Here is a 16,546-nt window from a genome sequence, read left to right as displayed (position 1 = left end):
AGTGCTTACTTCCCTTTAGCTGCTTTAGTACCTTCATCCAGCTCAGTAAATGTTGGACGTTGATAAGTAAAGAGCACTTTACGTCCAAATTCTACAGCTGCTGCAGGGGGAAAATTATTTAGACTCGCAAGCAAAATTGCTTTGATTGCCATGTAGGCTCTCGTTTCAGATTCAGCTTGCTGCTCTAGAACTTTGGCGACTGGTTGTACAAAAGCGTAGGCCAATAAAATACCCAAGAAGGTACCCACAAGCGCGGCACCAATGAGCTTACCTAACTCTGCTGGGGGCAAACCAATGGAGCCCATGGTATGAACCACACCCATCACCGCCGCCACAATACCAAATGCTGGTAGTCCATCACCCACCATCGTCACGGATGCCACAGGTATGTGACTCTCTTGATGGTGGACATCTAACTCTTGCTCCATCAAGCTTTCAATTTGAACTAGATCTAATGAGCCACCAAGCATCATCCGCAAATAGTCGGTAATGAAATCGACTAAATGATGATCCTTCAGAATGTCAGGATAAGCCTCAAAGAGTGGGCTTGACTCCGGCTCCTCAATATCACCCTCCAAGGACATCAAGCCATCACGCTTCACTTTTTGCAAAATCTCAAACATCAGACAAAGTAAATCTAAGTGTTTTTTCTTTTGGTCACCAGCGCCTTTAAAAGCACCACCTAAGGCCCCTAAGGTTTTCTTCAGATTGATGATCGTATTGGAGGCAATCATCGTACCAAGGGCTGCCCCGACAATGGTCAAAACCTCTGTAGGCTGCCACAACACTGCTAAGTGCCCACCATGCAAGGCATAGCCCCCTAGAGCACAACCCATCGCAATAATCCAGCCTAATGGAATATTCATACTTCTATTTACTCAGTTTAAAGTTTGGAAAATAAGTTACTTTGCTGTAGTCTAGCAAACATTGCCTGAGCAGCGTTTAATAGGGTCTGCGATCTAGTATAAGCTGCCGTGGCTTCAGCCATATCAGTGTCTAAAAGTGCCGATGATGCGGCGGCCAATTCGGCTCCAACAGCGGTTACGCTTGCTTGAGCATTGTCCACCTGACTGGAGATACCTCCACTGGTCTGCTGCGCCTGCATCAACTGTGTGTAAGAGGCGTCTATGCCGCCAGACACTTGGGCTGCAGTCCTAGTTGTCGGAATGCCTTGGGATTTTTGCGTCAAATAACTTACAAAAGCATTTATATTTTGATAAATATCCGAATTTTGCGAACTAGCAAATGAGCCATTTACGCCAAAAGCGTTATTAAAACCAATCCCAGAAGCCACTGTAACACCCGGCTCAATTTGAACATTATTGACTTGGTCAGGAAAGATTGCATGGCCAGTTGAATCTTTTGCCGTCATCTGACTCTGTATGGTGTCCCTAATTTGTGTAACTTGAATAGCTAGAGATGCGAAATTAGATTGATTCAGAGAGCCGTTTTGAGACTGAATAAATATTGTTTTAAGCTGAGTAAGTTGATTTAGGATGCTATCCATTTGAGATTGCGCATTATTATGATTATGTGCTGCAATCGCTTGATTAGATTTGAACATCTTAAGTCGAGAAATATCAAAATCTAATTCAACTCCTCTTGAAATTGCGTAAACATTGTCTGAAGCTTTGTTGTAATTTTTGCCAGAGCTAATTCTTTGCTGCCAAGAGCTTGCGTCACCCAAGGCAGTATTCATAGAATCAATGCCAGCATTTACAATTTGATTTGAACTTATGCGAATAGACATGATTTACCCTAATTCATGATTGATAAGAGTGCATTAAACATTTGATTTCCGGTTTGTAGCACTTTTGTTGAGGCTGAATATAACTGTTGATACTTCAATAAATTCGCGGCCTCTTCATCCAAGTTAACCCCTGAAATCGAATCTCTTTCATCAGTTAAAGTTTTTAAAACAGCTTGATCAGCCCTTTGATTTCCCCTCCACGAAGCAACTTGAACTCCAACATCACTCACCAAGCTAGAGGTAGTGTTTGCAAAAATAGATATTGCATTGGAGGCGATGTTCGCTTGTGCTGAACTGATAATGGGTGCACCAGATCCATCAAAATATCTCGATGGATCCTGGGGGGCTATTGATACAAAATTATTAGCGATAAGTCCGGCTGAAGTAATCGAATTACCGGAATTAGAAAGCAAAGAATAGAGAGCAGACATATCAGAGTCTGAAGTCATATTTGGTATTGCAGAAGTAGGATCACCAGGACGGAGATTGAAGTAAGTATTTGATCCTACCTTGAATCCAAAAAGTCCTAAGCCGGAACTAGCACTGTTAGTAGCAGTATTCGCAACTTTGACCAATCCGTTGGCTAATGCATCTAATCGCTGACTAATTTTAGGTGCAAAGCTATTCACCAAATCAAACAAGGCGCCTGCCTGCCCACCATCTAAATGCTGAATCGTCAATATGGTGGAATTATTGGCCCCACTTTGCAGTGAATAGGCAGCTGTAGCCATATCCGAACCATTGCCATTCATCATGAGTTTATTCGCAATCGGCCCTTCCACCAAAGGCATCCCACCAACCAAATGCGTAACCGTGCTATTGCCATTAATGAGTGTTTGTCCGCCCACTAATTTTTGTAATTGTGCGCTGAGTCTATCGCGCTCATCTAATAAATCTCCAGATGGCGCTGAATTTCCTGCGCTAGTACTTTCAATAATTTTTTGGTTTATCTGCGCTAGTGCCGGCAAGATTGTATTGACCTGAGCCGCAGTATCTGACAATCCTTTTTTTGCATCAGATACTATTTGTGAAACCAAACTTGTCATTCCAGTCATACGTTGCACCACATCATTCGCTGCTGCACTAATCGCAGCTGCCTGAGGTTTGCTAGTAGGGTCTGCCGCGTAAGTTCCCATCGCATTGAAAAAATTGCTAATGGCTGAGTTTAATCCGGTGGAAGTGTCAGAAACCAGAGTATCAATTGATTGGGTGTATTGCACTAAAGTATCTGAATAGCTTGACTTTGCCTGCTGATTCAGTAATTGACCATTTACTAAAGCCGAATATTGGCGTGTAAAGCCACTAACAGCAAAGCTCGTGCCATTTAACATCAAGGAATTCGGCGCCATTGCATTAATAGTGGCGGCTGCAGAGCGGCGAGTAAATCCGTCTACAGATGCTCCTGCGACGTTTTGGGATGTGATTAATGTACCTGCCTGAGCTATATTTAGCGCAGCCATTGCTGAATCTGTGATTGAGTAGACGCCCATATAATTTCCTTACCGAGGGGTACTCTCAAAGCCATTTGGCCTTTGTAATGACTGCAAAGTAGCTGCAGTAACTGGTGCTGATCGTGGAGTACTTAAAGGATTTACGGCTAATTTCTCACTTCCACTTAGTTTTGCCGCATTAGCTTGAGCAATCAACTGTTCAGCCATTTTATTTCCAAATCCAATACCTGGTCCCTTAGAAAGAATATCAGCCACATGGTCATCCATCATCTCTAAATATGACTTGGAGGTAGTGCTCTGTCCATCCATGCCATTTAAATTCGTATTACGAGCAGAACTCAGCATCTGTCTAATTAAAGTGCGTTCAAAACCTTGAGCTGCCTGCTTTAATTTAGCTTCATTCGTTGAAGTAGAGGGCGAGGTTGTAGAAGCTGCGCTCTGGAGGAGTCTTGCACTACTGGGATCAATTGAGGGTGTTAATTGCTTTATAGTCATTAAATCACCTCTAATTCAGCTCGCAAAGCACCAGCAGCTCTCAATGATTGCAAAATTGAGATCAAATCTTGCGGTGTTGCACCCATCATATTTAAAGCTTTAACGACTTGATCTAAAGAGGCTCCGCCCGGAACAGAAATTAAGCTATTCTCTTTACCGCTATCACTAATAGTGGCAGTATCTTCGCTAGCGGTTGTTGTTTGTCCTCGACTAAATGGTAATGGCTGGCTAACTGTTGGTGACTGCTGTATTTTGACAGTTAAATTTCCATGGGCAACAGCTGAAGGTGATAAGCGAACTGCTTGATTCATCACCACAGATCCTGTTCGCGAATTCAATATTACCCGTGCAGGCTGGCTTCCCATCAACACGTCTAAGTCTTGTAGGGCAGCCATAAATGCTGTCCTTTTTAATGGCTCTGTTGGCACGCGGACATTTAATGATCGGGCATCAATCGGTAATGCCGTACCAATACCAAAACGTCGACCAATAGTCTCGGCTGTTCTTTGCATTAATGAAAAATCAGCCTGACGCAAATCGAGCTGTACAAATTCGTCCACAAGCAACGCTGGCACAGCTCTTTCAACAATACCACCTGAAGGAATTCTACCCGCAGATAGATGATTAACAGTGGTTGCAGCCCCGCCAGTAGCAGCTCGAGAGCCTCCGATTACAACATTACCCTGAGCCTGTGCATATACTTGGCCATCAGCTGCTTTGAGCGGTGTCATTACCAAAGTACCGCCCTTCAAGCTAGTGGAGTTACCCAAAGAAGAAACTGTTACATCCAACTGTTGACCGGGCCTAGAAAGGGCTGGAAAGTCAGCAGTTACCATCACCGCTGCCGTATTACGCAACTGAGTTTGGTTACCTGTTGATGGCAAGGTAACGCCTAAAACTCCAATCATTTGCAAAACGCTTTGGAGTGTAAATGGCGTCTGGGTTGTTTGGTCACCTGTACCATCTAAGCCAACAACTAAACCATAGCCTACCAACTGGTTTGATCGTTGCCCAGCAATATCCGTAAAGTCTTTAATGCGATCTGCAAAGCAGGTGCCATTAAAACAAGCTAGGCTTACTAAAATTAGTAAGCCTTTAGTCCATCCCAATTTTAAATTATTTATCTTCATCAGAATGGCGCCAACTTCAGCATTAAGCGCGTAAACCAACCGACACCTTGTGTGTCATCTGTCGCGCCACGACCGCGATACTCTATTCGAGCATCAGCTACTTGCTGTGATGAGACTTGATTAAAAACCAGCGTATTAGGATTGACGATGCCACCAAAGCGAATGATTTCCTCTTCATTACTAACAGCAACTTGCTTTTCACCAGCGACAACTAAGTTACCATTTGAAAGAATTTCAACCACAGTTACAGTAATGGTGCCGGCAAAAGTATTGCTAGCAGCACTATTACCTGAGCCCTCGCTCTTGATATCCCCTGTACCACTGAAATTTGCGGCGTTGGCAATACTAAACATTGCACCATTAAATGTTGGACTGTTATTACCAAAGGTAGATGTGCCATTTGCTTTTCGGGCTGCCGACATTCCTGAATTTTTTGCCGCACTCGTTGTTTCATTGAGTAGCACTGTTAGCGTGTCACCTACGTTTCTAGCACGCCGATCTTCAAATAGGGGACGATGACTCACTGCATTTACATACGGCCCACCTGAGTTAGCTGGATATAAACTTCCCATGTTTGCAGATGTTTCCTGAATAGGACGCGGTCTTGCAGTTGTTGGGGTGGTTAACAAAGAAGGGCGATCTGCACTTGCACAGGCGCCCAATAAAATGGCGCTCATGGCACTTACAAAAACATAACGTAAAGATTTACAAAGCCTCATCATGACTATTGTCCCAAATTGCTCACGCGCTGTAAGATTTGATCAGAGGCAGTTACGGCTCTTGTATTAATCTCATATGCCCGCTGAGCTGCAATTAAGTTGACAAGTTCTTCTGCAACGTTCACATTCGACTGTTCAATATAATACTGATTCATAGTACCCATGCCATTTAATCCTGGCAAACCATTTGTTGCATTGCCTGAAGCAGGAGAAGCAATGTAATTTCCACCACCAAGCGCAACTAAACCTGCGGGATTAATAAAGTTGGCCATTGATAATTGACCAACTTGCGTTACGTTTCCATTCTGATCTGATGCTTGAACTTGGCCTGATAAGCTGATCGTAACATTCGTAGCAGTAATTGGAATTGTCAGACCAGGCGATACTACATTTCCAGATGCTGTAACAATTTGACCGGTGGCGCTTTTACTAAATTGTCCGTTACGAGTATAAGCAGTAGTACCATCGGCAAGCGCAATTTGAAAAAATCCATTTCCATTGATCGCAATATCAAGTTGATTACCTGTTTGAAATAATGTGCCCTGTATATTGTTTCTCTCGGTTGAAGTGATTGCTGATCCAGATCCAACCTGAAGGCCAGTAGGTAACAAGTTTTGCGCATTCGCTGCAGAGCCAGCAGAACGAATAGTGGTGTAAAGCAAATCCTGAAATAGTGGTTGAACTCGCTTAAATGCTGTAGTAGATGAATTCGCTAGATTATTGGCAATCGTATCTAAATTCATCTGCTGGGCATCCATGCCCGTCTTAGCAATCCATAATGAACGTAACATTTTTTTATCTTTCTTTTATTAGCTACGTGATAAAGACAATAGTGTTGTAGCTGATCTCGCGTTTTGATCAGCAAAAGTAATCGAGCGTGAATTCAAATCAAACAAACGACTTTGACCAATCATCTGAACCATCGCCAATGTTGGATTCACGTTACTTAACTCAAAGGCTCCCTGCACTACTTTCACTCTGGGGTCAGAAGCTGCTTGCTGCCCAGGTAGATCAAACAGACCATCGTCTGCGCGCACTAAATCATTGGTATTGGGATTTACCAACTTTAATTTACCGACTTGATTAAGATATTGTGTTCCAGGAAGTTGGGTATAAACAGCGCCATCCTCCGCAATTTGCATGGTAGAACCAGTTGGTATCGTGATATTGCCTCCCTCACCTACAACCGGAACTTCCTTGCCGACACTTAAGACTCCTTGGTCATTCACCATGAATTTACCTGCGCGCGTATAGGCCTCTTTTCCATCCGGCCTACGCACCGCAAAAAAACCATCTCCCTTAATTGCAGCATCAAGTGGATTGGAAGTTGTTTGTATCTGACCACCTGTAAAGTTACTACCTGGTGTCGTTTCCACAGAAAATACTCTTGTATCTGCGCCATTACCTGTGAAAGGTTCACCATCACCTTTTAAGGGTACGGCACGAAATGCACTAATGACCTCTCTAAAGCCTGGCGTTAAGCTATTAGCTAGATTATTGGAGGTGACAGCCAACTGGTTTGTTGAAGCTGTCGCCCCCGTCATTGAAGTGTATGCATACCGATTAATCATAAATTAAGACCTACTGCTTATCGGCCCATATTAATTGCGTCATCAATCAGAGTAGATGCTTGCAGTTTCAATGCCTGTGAAGTAGCTGAATACTGTCTCTGTAAAACCATTAACTGAACTAACTGAGCTGTAAGATCCACATTTGAAGCCTCTAATGCCTTAGAGCGTACTTGACCTAATAATCCACTACCAGGAGCACTTAAAACAGGATCGCCTGAAGCGGCAGTAGCCGTAAATGTATTACTTCCATTTGGCATTAATCCATCCAAGTTATTAAATTGTGCAAGTACTAGTTGCCCTTTAACACGTTGCACTCCATTGTCATAGGTTGCAACCAACTTTCCACTACCATCAATTGAGTAACCCGAGAGATTTGATACAGTATTACCATTTTGACTATTGGCATATGTTTGTGCAGGTGCCGTTAATGCAGACATCTCATCACTAGTCATCGTAAACTGTATGATGCCATTCTGGTTTGTACGGCCATACGCAGTTGCGCCAGTAGCACTTAATGCATTTAATTTAAAACTGGTAGTTGCAAAATTAGCCGGCTTTCCATCTGCACCCATTTGAAGCGTGTCAATATTTTTACCACCTAAAAACGCCATCGTACCGATCGATGTTTGCTGTGTGTAAGTTGAACCGTCGCTTGCTTTTTTAAAGTTCACGTCTCCATCAGCACCTGTTGCCGGATTGTGACCTAGTTTATTTCCATCTAGCGTTGCATAAACTTCAAAACGCTCTGTTGTTGCGGTAAATTGTGCAAGAGTGCCACCTGAAGCAACAACTGTTTGGGTGATTGGAACGTGAGTACCATCGGCTAGTCTCAAATCATATGTTGAGCCTACTGTATTCAATGTACCGCCGGTCAAAGTTTTCAGAGCTCCGGCTATAGTTACTGTTTCCGCATTAATCGTTGCGCCAGATGCAAGAGTTCTTACACCTGCAGTTGTAACATATTTGGTATCTTCGCCTTTATAGGTGCTAGCAATTGTTGCTACTTGCTCATTAAATGGCCTATATGTTGTTGCATCAAATAAAGTATTTGGCGTAGATTCCGCTGTTCTTGATGCGAGAGGTTGTGTCGGGTTGTATACAAAACCACCATTAGCATCAAGTGTTAGAGTTAAAGGCTGTGAGGATACCCGCTTATAGTAGGTAGCTAGAATATGTCCATTACCATTTTGGTCGTATAGTGTTTGTGATGTTGCTTGGCTATACGTGTTGCTATTTGTCGGATCAAAGCGAATATCCATTGCTGGATTTCTAGTATCTAGATTCAAATCTATCTTTGAAGTTGAAGTAGGTTGCGATGGAAGTGGAGTTTGATCCAAGGTTAATGTTGACTTTGCTCCAGCAATAATATTTCCAGCTGCATCTGCTGGGTAACCAACCACCAATAAGCCACTTTGATTGACCATCCGGTTTTCGGTATCTGTTCCGAATTGACCATTGCGGCTATATTCAAACTTACTAGGGCTTTCCGTCGGCACAGTACCGATAACATTTTTAGCTAACATGAACATACCAGGTCCAGTGATTGCCAAATCTAATGGATTTTGTGTTGATGTTACGGTTCCATAAGATTGGTCTCTTCTAATGGCCTGTTGCTGAGATCCCATACCAACTCGATCTTTTGCCTGAGCATCATTTGCCTTAAAGTACATATCAGCAAAGACAAACTGACCTGATTTATATCCAACTGTTTGTGCGTTGGCGATGTCATTACTAACCACGTCAATTGCTTGTGATGTTGATGTTAAACCTGCTAATCCGATTCCATATCCCATTTTCGACTCCTTACCTTAATTTCTTTATTGAGTTAATTGACCCATTGCTGGATTGTTGATGCGTTAATCTGTCTTCCGTCTTGTAATGTCAGCAAAGATTCACCATTACTTCCCTTGCTGACTGCAGCTACAGGAGATGCCACATAGGCCGTTAGTGACTCTGTTGCACCTGCTAAATTAGTACCATTAATGCTGATGTTGTATACGCCTGGGGCAACACGATTGCCACTCGCATCTCTACCATCCCATTCGAAGTTTTTCATCCCAGCAGTTACAGCTCCGAGACTTGCACTATTAATCACGTTGCCAGTTGCATCCGTAATCGTTGCTACTGCTGAACTTAAAGGATTTGAAGCGTTTGCGCCCAAAATTACGAGGTTTGATCCATCAAATGAGATCGTGTTTCCTGCTACTGCCGGACTATGTCCAATAAGTGAGGCTTGATTCATAAAGTTAACGCTTTGCATTTGATTCAGCATCGCCGTCATTGACGTATTCATATTGCTCATACTTGTCACCATATTGAGCTGTGACATTTGAGATGTCATCGTTGAAGCATCCATTGGTGACATTGGATCTTGGTTTTGAATCTGCGCTATTAACAACTTCAAAAAATTCTGAGTTTGATCTGCTGCTGAGGTTCCGTTAGATGACGAAGTACTAGCCCCACTCTTTGCGACAGTTGGATCGTAGACCGGAATGTTACTCATTGGACCAGTTGTTGTCATATCTTCCTCAGCTTATTACTTTTCAAAAAAATTTAGCGACCTAAATCCAAAGTTTTTAAAATTAGTTGACGCGATACATTCATCGCCTCAATATTCATTTGATACGAGCGTGATGCTGAAATCATGTTGACCATCTCTTCGACCGGATTCACGTTAGGCATCTCTACATAACCTGCAGAGTTAGCCTTTGGGTGCCCTGGCCGATACTCCATTCGAAGCGGCGCATCACTCTCCACAATTTTGTTTACAGCGACACCAGATCCAGGAGAACCCGGCTTCATCAGTGCGCTAAATTCAACCTGCCGTGCACGGTAAGGTCGACCATCAGGACCAGAAACACTCTCCGCATTTGCAATATTGGATGCGGTCACATTCAAGCGCATAGCTTGCGCTGTAAGGCCTGAAGACCCAATGTCATAAGCAGCCAGTAGACTCATGAGATCTGCCCTTTAATAGCAGATAAGCGGCTACTCAGAGTGCCGCCTAAGAAAGTAAGTGCTGCCTCAGTGAATACAGAGTTTTTGGTAAATTCGCTCAATTCAACATCGCTATCCACTGTATTGCCATCTTTAGATGGCTGATTAGGCACTCTATAGAGAAGACGAGGGTCGTCACTGCTAATCTTGCCAGCAATATGTCCAGCATGAGTTGTCGCCATGGACACTCCAGCTATGGGTGAACTACCCTCCAACTGCGCCTTCAATACGTCAGCAAAACGAATATCCCTAGCCTTAAAGCCAGGAGTATCTGAATTTGCTAAGTTATTACTCAAAATTTGCTGACGAAAAGTACGCAACTTCAGCGCGGTTTCGCCAAACTTTAATGAGTCGTATTGCGGCACTGCATTCATTTCATCTCCTCCCAACTTGGGAATGACATAAACCGAGGGGAAAGTCCTCAGGTATGAATATGCAAGGAGCGTGCCAGTTTAATAAAAACAAGCATTGATGCCGACCTTTTTTGTGGAAAAGGTATTTTTATTACAAGGGGATGAACTGAAAACTACTTAAGAGGCAATAATTGCCTTATTTAGAGCTGATTTTGGCAATAATTACCAAATTTAAGTGGGGGTTGCCATAGAAATGCCAAAAAATTAAGCTGACTATCTAAATTGGGCCATCAGTTCAAGCTCAACTCTTTTGAGCACTCTTGACCAATCTCCAGCCAGCTCCTGCCTAAAGATTTTGATTGTTGGGTACCAGGGCGAAGAGTCAATATCGACAAACCAGCGCCAATCGGCATTATCGCTTAACAATAGCCATACCCTCTTGCCCATAGCGCCTGCGAGATGAGCAATGCTAGTATCCACAGTAATGATGAGATCTAAGCAGTCGATCAATGCCGCAGTTTCATTAAAGTCTGCTAGGTAGTCAGCATAATTTTTAATGAAAGCATTTTTTTGAAGCACTTTTAAGTCAAAATCACTTAATTGCTTCTGCAAGCTGACATAATGCAGATCTCCGGGCAAAAACGAAATCATCTGAAGTAAGGGAATACTTCGTTTGGCGTTACCCTTAAATAATATATTCCCACTCCAAACCAAGCCAACCCTAGGCTTTCGCTTAGGGCCAAGTCTACTTTTCCATTCCGATACCTTTGTCGGATCACTAAAGATATAAGGTTTTTCATCGCATATATCGATAAAATTTTCCCTCAATACGAACGGGAGGCTGAGCAATGAACTACTGTAGTCGCATGCTGGTAATACCCCTTCAATATTAATAACATTCCACAAGGGTTTTGATTGTGCCAAAAGGTCAACTAAATGATTTTGCACGGCCACAGTTACCCGAGCATTTAAATTGGAGATCTTTTTTACATAGCGGTAAAAATGAATTGTGTCACCAATACCTTGCTCGCTAATTAGTAAAACTGACTTATTCGCTAATTTATCTACATTAATAAAATTATTTTGGATCTCTTGTCTTACCGGCGGAAAGCTAGGGCTACCTATCAACCTACTTTCGTATAAGGGCCATCCATCTTCGAAATTGCCTAATTTTAATAAAATTAGGCCCTTATTCCATAAAGCTTCTGAATAATCAGATCTGAGCTTGATAGCACTATCAAAACTGCTTATAGCGGCATCAAAATTCTTTTTTTCTACTTGGGCGAGACCCCGATTGTTGAAAGCCTCAGCAAAATCACTACTTAAATCAATTGCCTGGTCAAAGCTGTTAATGGCCGCATCAAAATATTTCTTCTCTAATTGAGCAAGGCCCCGATAATAAAAACTCTTTGAGTCTTGAGAGTTGAGTTTAATTGCCTGATCAAAGCTGTTAATAGCAGTATCAAAATATTTCTTCTCTAGTTGAGCAAGGCCGCGCTTAGCATAATAAAGCGCTACATTTGGACTGAGGGATATTGCCAAATCAAAGCTGGCTATTGATTCATCAAGCAGACCCTCCTTTTGTAGCGCATGCCCAAGATTTGCATGAAATTCAGGGGCATTATTACGAGGTGATACCAAAATAGCTTTATTAATCAAATCTATCGCTTGCGGATATTCTTTTTTTTGCAATGCGATAAGGCCAAGCAAATTCATGGCATCAGAATGCTCTGGATCTTTAATCAGAATTTTTTCATAAATTAAGCCAGCTTCTTCAAGCATCCCATTTTGATGAAATGCAATAGCCATATCAACCAAATCGAATATCTGGACATTTCCATTTAATTCTGAAGCAATCTTTTCAGAAATACTAATATTTCCACCAGATTGATTCGAAATCTTTTTGATTTGATTCATTATTGTATTTGTCGCTTAGTATCAACCTATAACTACTTAGTTTCTTTAACCAAGCGATCACCCTTAGGCTGTAATGGTCGCGCATTCATTTGGTACATTCGGTCAAAATTCTTTACCTGATCATCACTAACATAAATAGGGGTTTTAAGAACCAGCCAAAGCACGCTTTCACTACACGGTGGTGTAGTTAAAGATCCCATATAAGTAAAGTAGCTTTTATCCGCCGGCAATATTTGATTGACATCAATCATGACTCCAGGGGTGTCGGTCTTACCCTTAACTAACGGAACATTATTCCAGAGTGTATTAATGAAAGCATTCTCTTTAATAGAATCATCGCCCCACCAATATTTTCTTGAACTTGCCGGTTTAGTGGTACTCATTAAAACCGCAACAACTGCTAAGCTACCATCATGATGCTGGTGCACTAAGTGCGCAACCATATCTGTGCGCTCACCGTTGATCGCTTCTTCACTAGGCTTATGAAAGTGGAATTGAACTAATCGATACTGTCTACCATCCACCATTAAATTGCTGCCTTCACCGTAGTTCACCATGATGGTGTGTCCATTATCAATAATCGACAGAGGAGATGGTCTATAAATAAACTCGATAGGATTTAATTGTGCTTTGACAGCTCGGTCAATATTGATATTGATTGGCGACTGACTCTTCCCCTTAAGGCAGGCTAAATTATCTTTACTTAAATTGCCCCAATTTTCTGGACCCTCAGGCCCATCAAAATAGGACCAATGATGTGCATGTACTTCTTTTTCGGCGGGTTTAGCAGACCCTTTATTTCCAAGCTTGGGCTTGGCTGGTACAGCAACAGAGGCAGAGCCACCAGCAGGCAAATCGCTGGTTCGGATAACAATATCACCCGACCCTTTGCTAATTTTAGCTGTCAGGGCCTTACTCATATCGTCATCACTTGACGGGGCTGGAGATACTGTCACCTTGGCTTTATCAACCACCTTGTCTGCACCCTTATCTAGCGCATTAGATGTTGGCGCAGGATCTGATGCCATTGCAGGCTGAATATGCAATAAAAAAAGGATGGCAAGCATTGCCGAGGCAAGAGGGCTGAGGATTCTATTCTTCATGCAACCGCTTACGGCATTATTTGCTTTTTCGTTTAAGAAAAATTAAAAAATATATTTTCAGAACACCTAAATACCCGCTTAAAACAGCAGAATTAAGGCTCCACTGCACTCAAATTAGCAAATATGGCGGCAATCGGAGGCTAACTTTTACTTCTTAGCCGGCTTTTTAGCGGGAGTTGGTCTGATGGGCTTAGACACAGCATTACTATCAACGGGAAGTGGCAATGGGTCTACCTGAGGAGTGCGGCTATTTCTAAACATCCACTCGCACTTCATCAACCCTGCAGTATCTTGCCGACTATCAAGCGGTGTCGACTGTTTTAATGCCACCTCAAGAGCCGCATCACTTGGTGGCGGAGTTAAATCATTGCTGGTATACCATTTGAGAAATCGTTGATACCAGCCGGCTTTTGGCATTTTACCGGGATCAGCATAATAGTTAGAACTGCAAATTTGCAACCTTCTCTCAATTTCACTAGCTGGCAAATAGTAGCCCTCAATTAATAAATCAGCTATCTTTCCATTACAACGAGCCCAACTAGCTAATTCAATTTTTGATCCCGTAGTATTCGATTCAGGCTTTTCCAACACTAGTGAGTCAATTTCACATTGCATGCGTTGGCCACGTATTTTTAGCTTCTTGCATGTTTCAGGGCCAGTATCAGCATAAGGCTCGTTTTTAGAGGATTCTATTGAAAAAGGGAATTTCTTGTCGCATTCATCGGGACCATCAGGCGTCTGATTTAATGAGTTTTGCCTTAATACTATTTGCTCTTTTGTTGGCGGGACCTCCTCAATTGAAATCCTTACTGAAGTAGATGTATCAGATGGATCTAGACTCTGAGAGCCCACTGAAAAGCTAGCAACAATTAATAAAACCCCACTAATAAATTTGAACGGGAATCTGAGATGTAAGTTATCTTCCATTAGGCGCCTCCAATCCTTGGCGAATAAGTTGTAAAGGATTTTCAAGAGAGCGCTCTAAAATAAATTGCAGATCGGGCAAGATCAAAAAAATAACCAAAAAGGCTAGGGGTATGCTTACTGCAAACCCCACAGAAAATAGATTCATTTGTGGGCTGGTTCTTCCTAGAAACGCTTGAATTAAATTAAACATCATATAAACGAGTAGCACCGGCATAGATAGGATTAAGCCTAAACGAAATGATGCAGAAAATAAATCCACCAACCCCTTAGACGTCCAAGATTGGGGCCAAACGCCTAGTGGTACGGTTTCAAAACTACTCAGGACCAAATCGATTAAGACTAAATGAATATTGAGCGTGAAGGCAAGCGCTAATACTACTAAACCCATAAACTGAGTAACTAGGCCAGAGGCTAATGTAGGATCCAAAAAGTTAGTGGAAGCGAAACTAAAGCCCGCCAAAAAAGATAGCACTTCTGCTGCGATATCAATCACCATAAATGCTATGCGTACCGCAAATCCAATGAAGGCCCCAATAGCCAACTCAATTGCCGATGCAAAAAAAGTAATGCTCCCTGGATATGGAATTTTTTCAGTTCCTAGTAGGGGTAGAAGGTAAATTCCAAATGCCAAAGCAATAAATAAACGAAATTGCATCGGAATTGTTCTTAAGGCGAACATGGGGGCGGTTAAAAATAGCCCAAAAACTCTTAATGAAGCAAACATAAAAATCGCCATGTATTGCTCAATTTGTATGCTGCTGATGGTCAACATAAATTAATTGACTAAACCTGGTATGCGCGCAAAAAGCTCTCTCATGTAGTCTGTAAACAATGACAGAGTGACTGGCCCGGCAATAATAACAACAGCAGCAAATACTATCAACTTAGGAATGAACGCAACCGTGGACTCGTTAACAGAGGTAGCTGCTTGCAAAATACCAATGATTAGTCCTACAACCAATAATGCCATGAGTATAGGTCCCGCCAAAACTGCGACCATCCTCAAGGCCTGATACACCAAATCGAGAACGACCCCACTCTCCATGACAATTAATTAATATAACTTTGGACTAATGAGGTCGAGAGCAAAACCCAACCATCTGCCAATGTAAATACAATCAACTTCAGCGGCAAGGAAAACATCATTGGTGAGACCATCACCATACCGAGCGAAGTTAAAATGCTAGCAACTGCGAAATCAATCACTAAAAATGGTAAGAAGATAACGAAGCCAATCAAAAAGCCTGTTTTAATCTCTGAAATTGCAAATGCTGGAATTAAAACCGTAAACGGTACATCTTCACGCGCCTCAATTTCTTTGCCGTACAACTTGACGAATAAATTTAAATCGTCCTTGCGCGTTTGTTTCAGCATAAATTCTTTTAACGGCTTTGATCCAATTTCTATAGCTTGAGGGAAGGCCATCTTACCGACAGAATATGGTTGATAAGCATTTTTATACATCGAATCAAAAACGGGATTCATGATAAATAAAGTCAAAAACAGGGAGAGTCCAATTAAAACGATATTCGGTGGCATCGTCGTTAAACCTAGCGCCTGTCGTAACAAAGAAAATACAATCAAAATCCTTGTAAAGCTAGTCATTAAAATTAAAGCTGCGGGCAAGAAGCTCAACGCAGTCAGAGCTAACACCGTCTCAACTGGTACCGCATACGATGTACCGCCACCGACTTGCTTTGCAGTCACTAGCGGCAAAGTTTGGCTCCACGCCATAAGCGGATAAAAACCCACTAAACCAATTGCACCAGTGATGAAAAAGGTCAGTTTATTTTTCAACCGATTTTCCTTTTGACCAAAGCGCGTAGCTGGTTAGCAAAATCGACATTACTGGGCTGTGGTTTCATGTGAGCCACATCTTCTGGGTCTAATTCAGTCAACAAATTAATTTGTGTCGGGGTATGCCCGATCACCAAGATGCGATTGAGTACGTTCACAATGACGACGCGCTCTCTTGGGCCTAAAGCCTGTTGAGCCAAAATTTTTACATGGGGATTACTTGCGCGCACTGCAGAATCACGTTTTACTAAATACGCAACAACCCAAATCAGTGCTGCAGCCAGTGCAAGCCAGATAAATGAGAAAAGCAACATGCCCCCAACTGATGTGCCCATT

19 protein-coding genes are annotated in these 16,546 nt (G+C 42.4%); all 19 read right to left on the bottom strand.

The genetic code is table 11. From position 1 onward, the window contains the following. Nucleotides 1-5 precede the first annotated feature (5 nt). Complete coding sequence (motA, locus tag ICN27_RS02480) at nucleotides 6-866, bottom strand: flagellar motor stator protein MotA (protein ID WP_046329702.1); 861 nt, start codon at nucleotides 864-866, stop codon at nucleotides 6-8. Between the two features lie 17 nt (nucleotides 867-883). Beyond that, nucleotides 884-1,750 carry a flagellin gene (locus ICN27_RS02475; protein WP_216268858.1) on the bottom strand — a complete coding sequence of 289 codons (867 nt, stop codon included), beginning with the start codon at nucleotides 1,748-1,750 and terminating at the stop codon, nucleotides 884-886. Nucleotides 1,751-1,758: 8 nt separating this feature from the next. Next, nucleotides 1,759-3,240, bottom strand: coding sequence for a flagellar hook-associated protein FlgK (flgK, locus tag ICN27_RS02470; RefSeq protein ID WP_216268857.1), 1,482 nt, complete (start codon nucleotides 3,238-3,240; stop codon nucleotides 1,759-1,761). 9 nt (nucleotides 3,241-3,249) lie between these two features. Continuing rightward, nucleotides 3,250-3,696: a hypothetical protein gene (locus ICN27_RS02465; protein WP_216268856.1), complete on the bottom strand. Its 447-nt coding sequence runs from the start codon at nucleotides 3,694-3,696 to the stop codon at nucleotides 3,250-3,252. After that, on the bottom strand, nucleotides 3,696-4,826 hold the full coding sequence (locus ICN27_RS02460; protein ID WP_216269242.1) for a flagellar basal body P-ring protein FlgI: 1,131 nt from the start codon (nucleotides 4,824-4,826) through the stop codon (nucleotides 3,696-3,698). Before ICN27_RS02460 ends, ICN27_RS02465 begins: the two co-directional genes overlap by 1 nt. Continuing rightward, the gene (locus ICN27_RS02455; RefSeq protein WP_255534949.1) at nucleotides 4,826-5,503 is read right to left on the bottom strand and encodes a flagellar basal body L-ring protein FlgH; all 678 of its coding nucleotides are present in this window, start codon (nucleotides 5,501-5,503) and stop codon (nucleotides 4,826-4,828) included. The genes ICN27_RS02460 and ICN27_RS02455 overlap by 1 nt, the downstream gene beginning before the upstream one ends. Nucleotides 5,504-5,550: 47 nt before the next feature. Continuing rightward, on the bottom strand, nucleotides 5,551-6,336 hold the full coding sequence (gene flgG / locus ICN27_RS02450) for a flagellar basal-body rod protein FlgG (protein WP_216268854.1): 786 nt from the start codon (nucleotides 6,334-6,336) through the stop codon (nucleotides 5,551-5,553). An 18-nt stretch (nucleotides 6,337-6,354) separates the two neighbouring features. After that, on the bottom strand, nucleotides 6,355-7,116 hold the full coding sequence (locus ICN27_RS02445; RefSeq protein WP_216268853.1) for a flagellar basal body rod protein FlgF: 762 nt from the start codon (nucleotides 7,114-7,116) through the stop codon (nucleotides 6,355-6,357). A gap of 17 nt (nucleotides 7,117-7,133) precedes the next feature. Further along, on the bottom strand, nucleotides 7,134-8,909 hold the full coding sequence (locus ICN27_RS02440; RefSeq protein ID WP_216268852.1) for a flagellar hook-basal body complex protein: 1,776 nt from the start codon (nucleotides 8,907-8,909) through the stop codon (nucleotides 7,134-7,136). 32 nt (nucleotides 8,910-8,941) lie between these two features. Continuing rightward, nucleotides 8,942-9,637 (bottom strand): flagellar hook assembly protein FlgD, encoded by a 696-nt coding sequence (locus tag ICN27_RS02435; protein WP_216268851.1) that lies wholly within the window; start codon nucleotides 9,635-9,637, stop codon nucleotides 8,942-8,944. Nucleotides 9,638-9,669: 32 nt separating this feature from the next. Further along, complete coding sequence (gene flgC / locus ICN27_RS02430) at nucleotides 9,670-10,074, bottom strand: flagellar basal body rod protein FlgC (protein ID WP_216268850.1); 405 nt, start codon at nucleotides 10,072-10,074, stop codon at nucleotides 9,670-9,672. After that, nucleotides 10,071-10,487 carry a flagellar basal body rod protein FlgB gene (gene flgB, locus ICN27_RS02425; protein ID WP_216268849.1) on the bottom strand — a complete coding sequence of 139 codons (417 nt, stop codon included), beginning with the start codon at nucleotides 10,485-10,487 and terminating at the stop codon, nucleotides 10,071-10,073. Before flgB ends, flgC begins: the two co-directional genes overlap by 4 nt. A 252-nt stretch (nucleotides 10,488-10,739) precedes the next feature. Next, nucleotides 10,740-12,383 carry a tetratricopeptide repeat protein gene (locus ICN27_RS02420; protein ID WP_216268848.1) on the bottom strand — a complete coding sequence of 548 codons (1,644 nt, stop codon included), beginning with the start codon at nucleotides 12,381-12,383 and terminating at the stop codon, nucleotides 10,740-10,742. A 32-nt stretch (nucleotides 12,384-12,415) separates the two neighbouring features. Then, nucleotides 12,416-13,486: a carbonic anhydrase gene (locus ICN27_RS02415; RefSeq protein ID WP_216268847.1), complete on the bottom strand. Its 1,071-nt coding sequence runs from the start codon at nucleotides 13,484-13,486 to the stop codon at nucleotides 12,416-12,418. Between the two features lie 147 nt (nucleotides 13,487-13,633). After that, the gene (locus ICN27_RS02410; protein ID WP_216268846.1) at nucleotides 13,634-14,413 is read right to left on the bottom strand and encodes a hypothetical protein; all 780 of its coding nucleotides are present in this window, start codon (nucleotides 14,411-14,413) and stop codon (nucleotides 13,634-13,636) included. Then, nucleotides 14,403-15,137, bottom strand: coding sequence for a flagellar biosynthetic protein FliR (locus ICN27_RS02405; protein WP_216268845.1), 735 nt, complete (start codon nucleotides 15,135-15,137; stop codon nucleotides 14,403-14,405). The genes ICN27_RS02410 and ICN27_RS02405 overlap by 11 nt, the downstream gene beginning before the upstream one ends. 51 nt (nucleotides 15,138-15,188) lie before the next feature. Further along, nucleotides 15,189-15,458, bottom strand: coding sequence for a flagellar biosynthetic protein FliQ (locus ICN27_RS02400; RefSeq protein ID WP_216268844.1), 270 nt, complete (start codon nucleotides 15,456-15,458; stop codon nucleotides 15,189-15,191). A 5-nt stretch (nucleotides 15,459-15,463) separates the two neighbouring features. Continuing rightward, nucleotides 15,464-16,147, bottom strand: a complete 684-nt coding sequence (fliP, locus tag ICN27_RS02395) for a flagellar type III secretion system pore protein FliP (protein WP_216269241.1) — start codon at nucleotides 16,145-16,147, stop codon at nucleotides 15,464-15,466. 59 nt (nucleotides 16,148-16,206) lie between these two features. After that, nucleotides 16,207-16,545: a flagellar biosynthetic protein FliO gene (fliO, locus tag ICN27_RS02390; RefSeq protein WP_216268843.1), complete on the bottom strand. Its 339-nt coding sequence runs from the start codon at nucleotides 16,543-16,545 to the stop codon at nucleotides 16,207-16,209. Between the last annotated feature and the right edge of the window lies 1 nt (nucleotide 16,546).

Origin of the sequence: Polynucleobacter sp. Nonnen-W13 (assembly GCF_018881735.1) — a bacterium.
Classification (GTDB): domain Bacteria; phylum Pseudomonadota; class Gammaproteobacteria; order Burkholderiales; family Burkholderiaceae; genus Polynucleobacter.
This window is presented reverse-complemented; position numbering and strand designations above follow the sequence as displayed.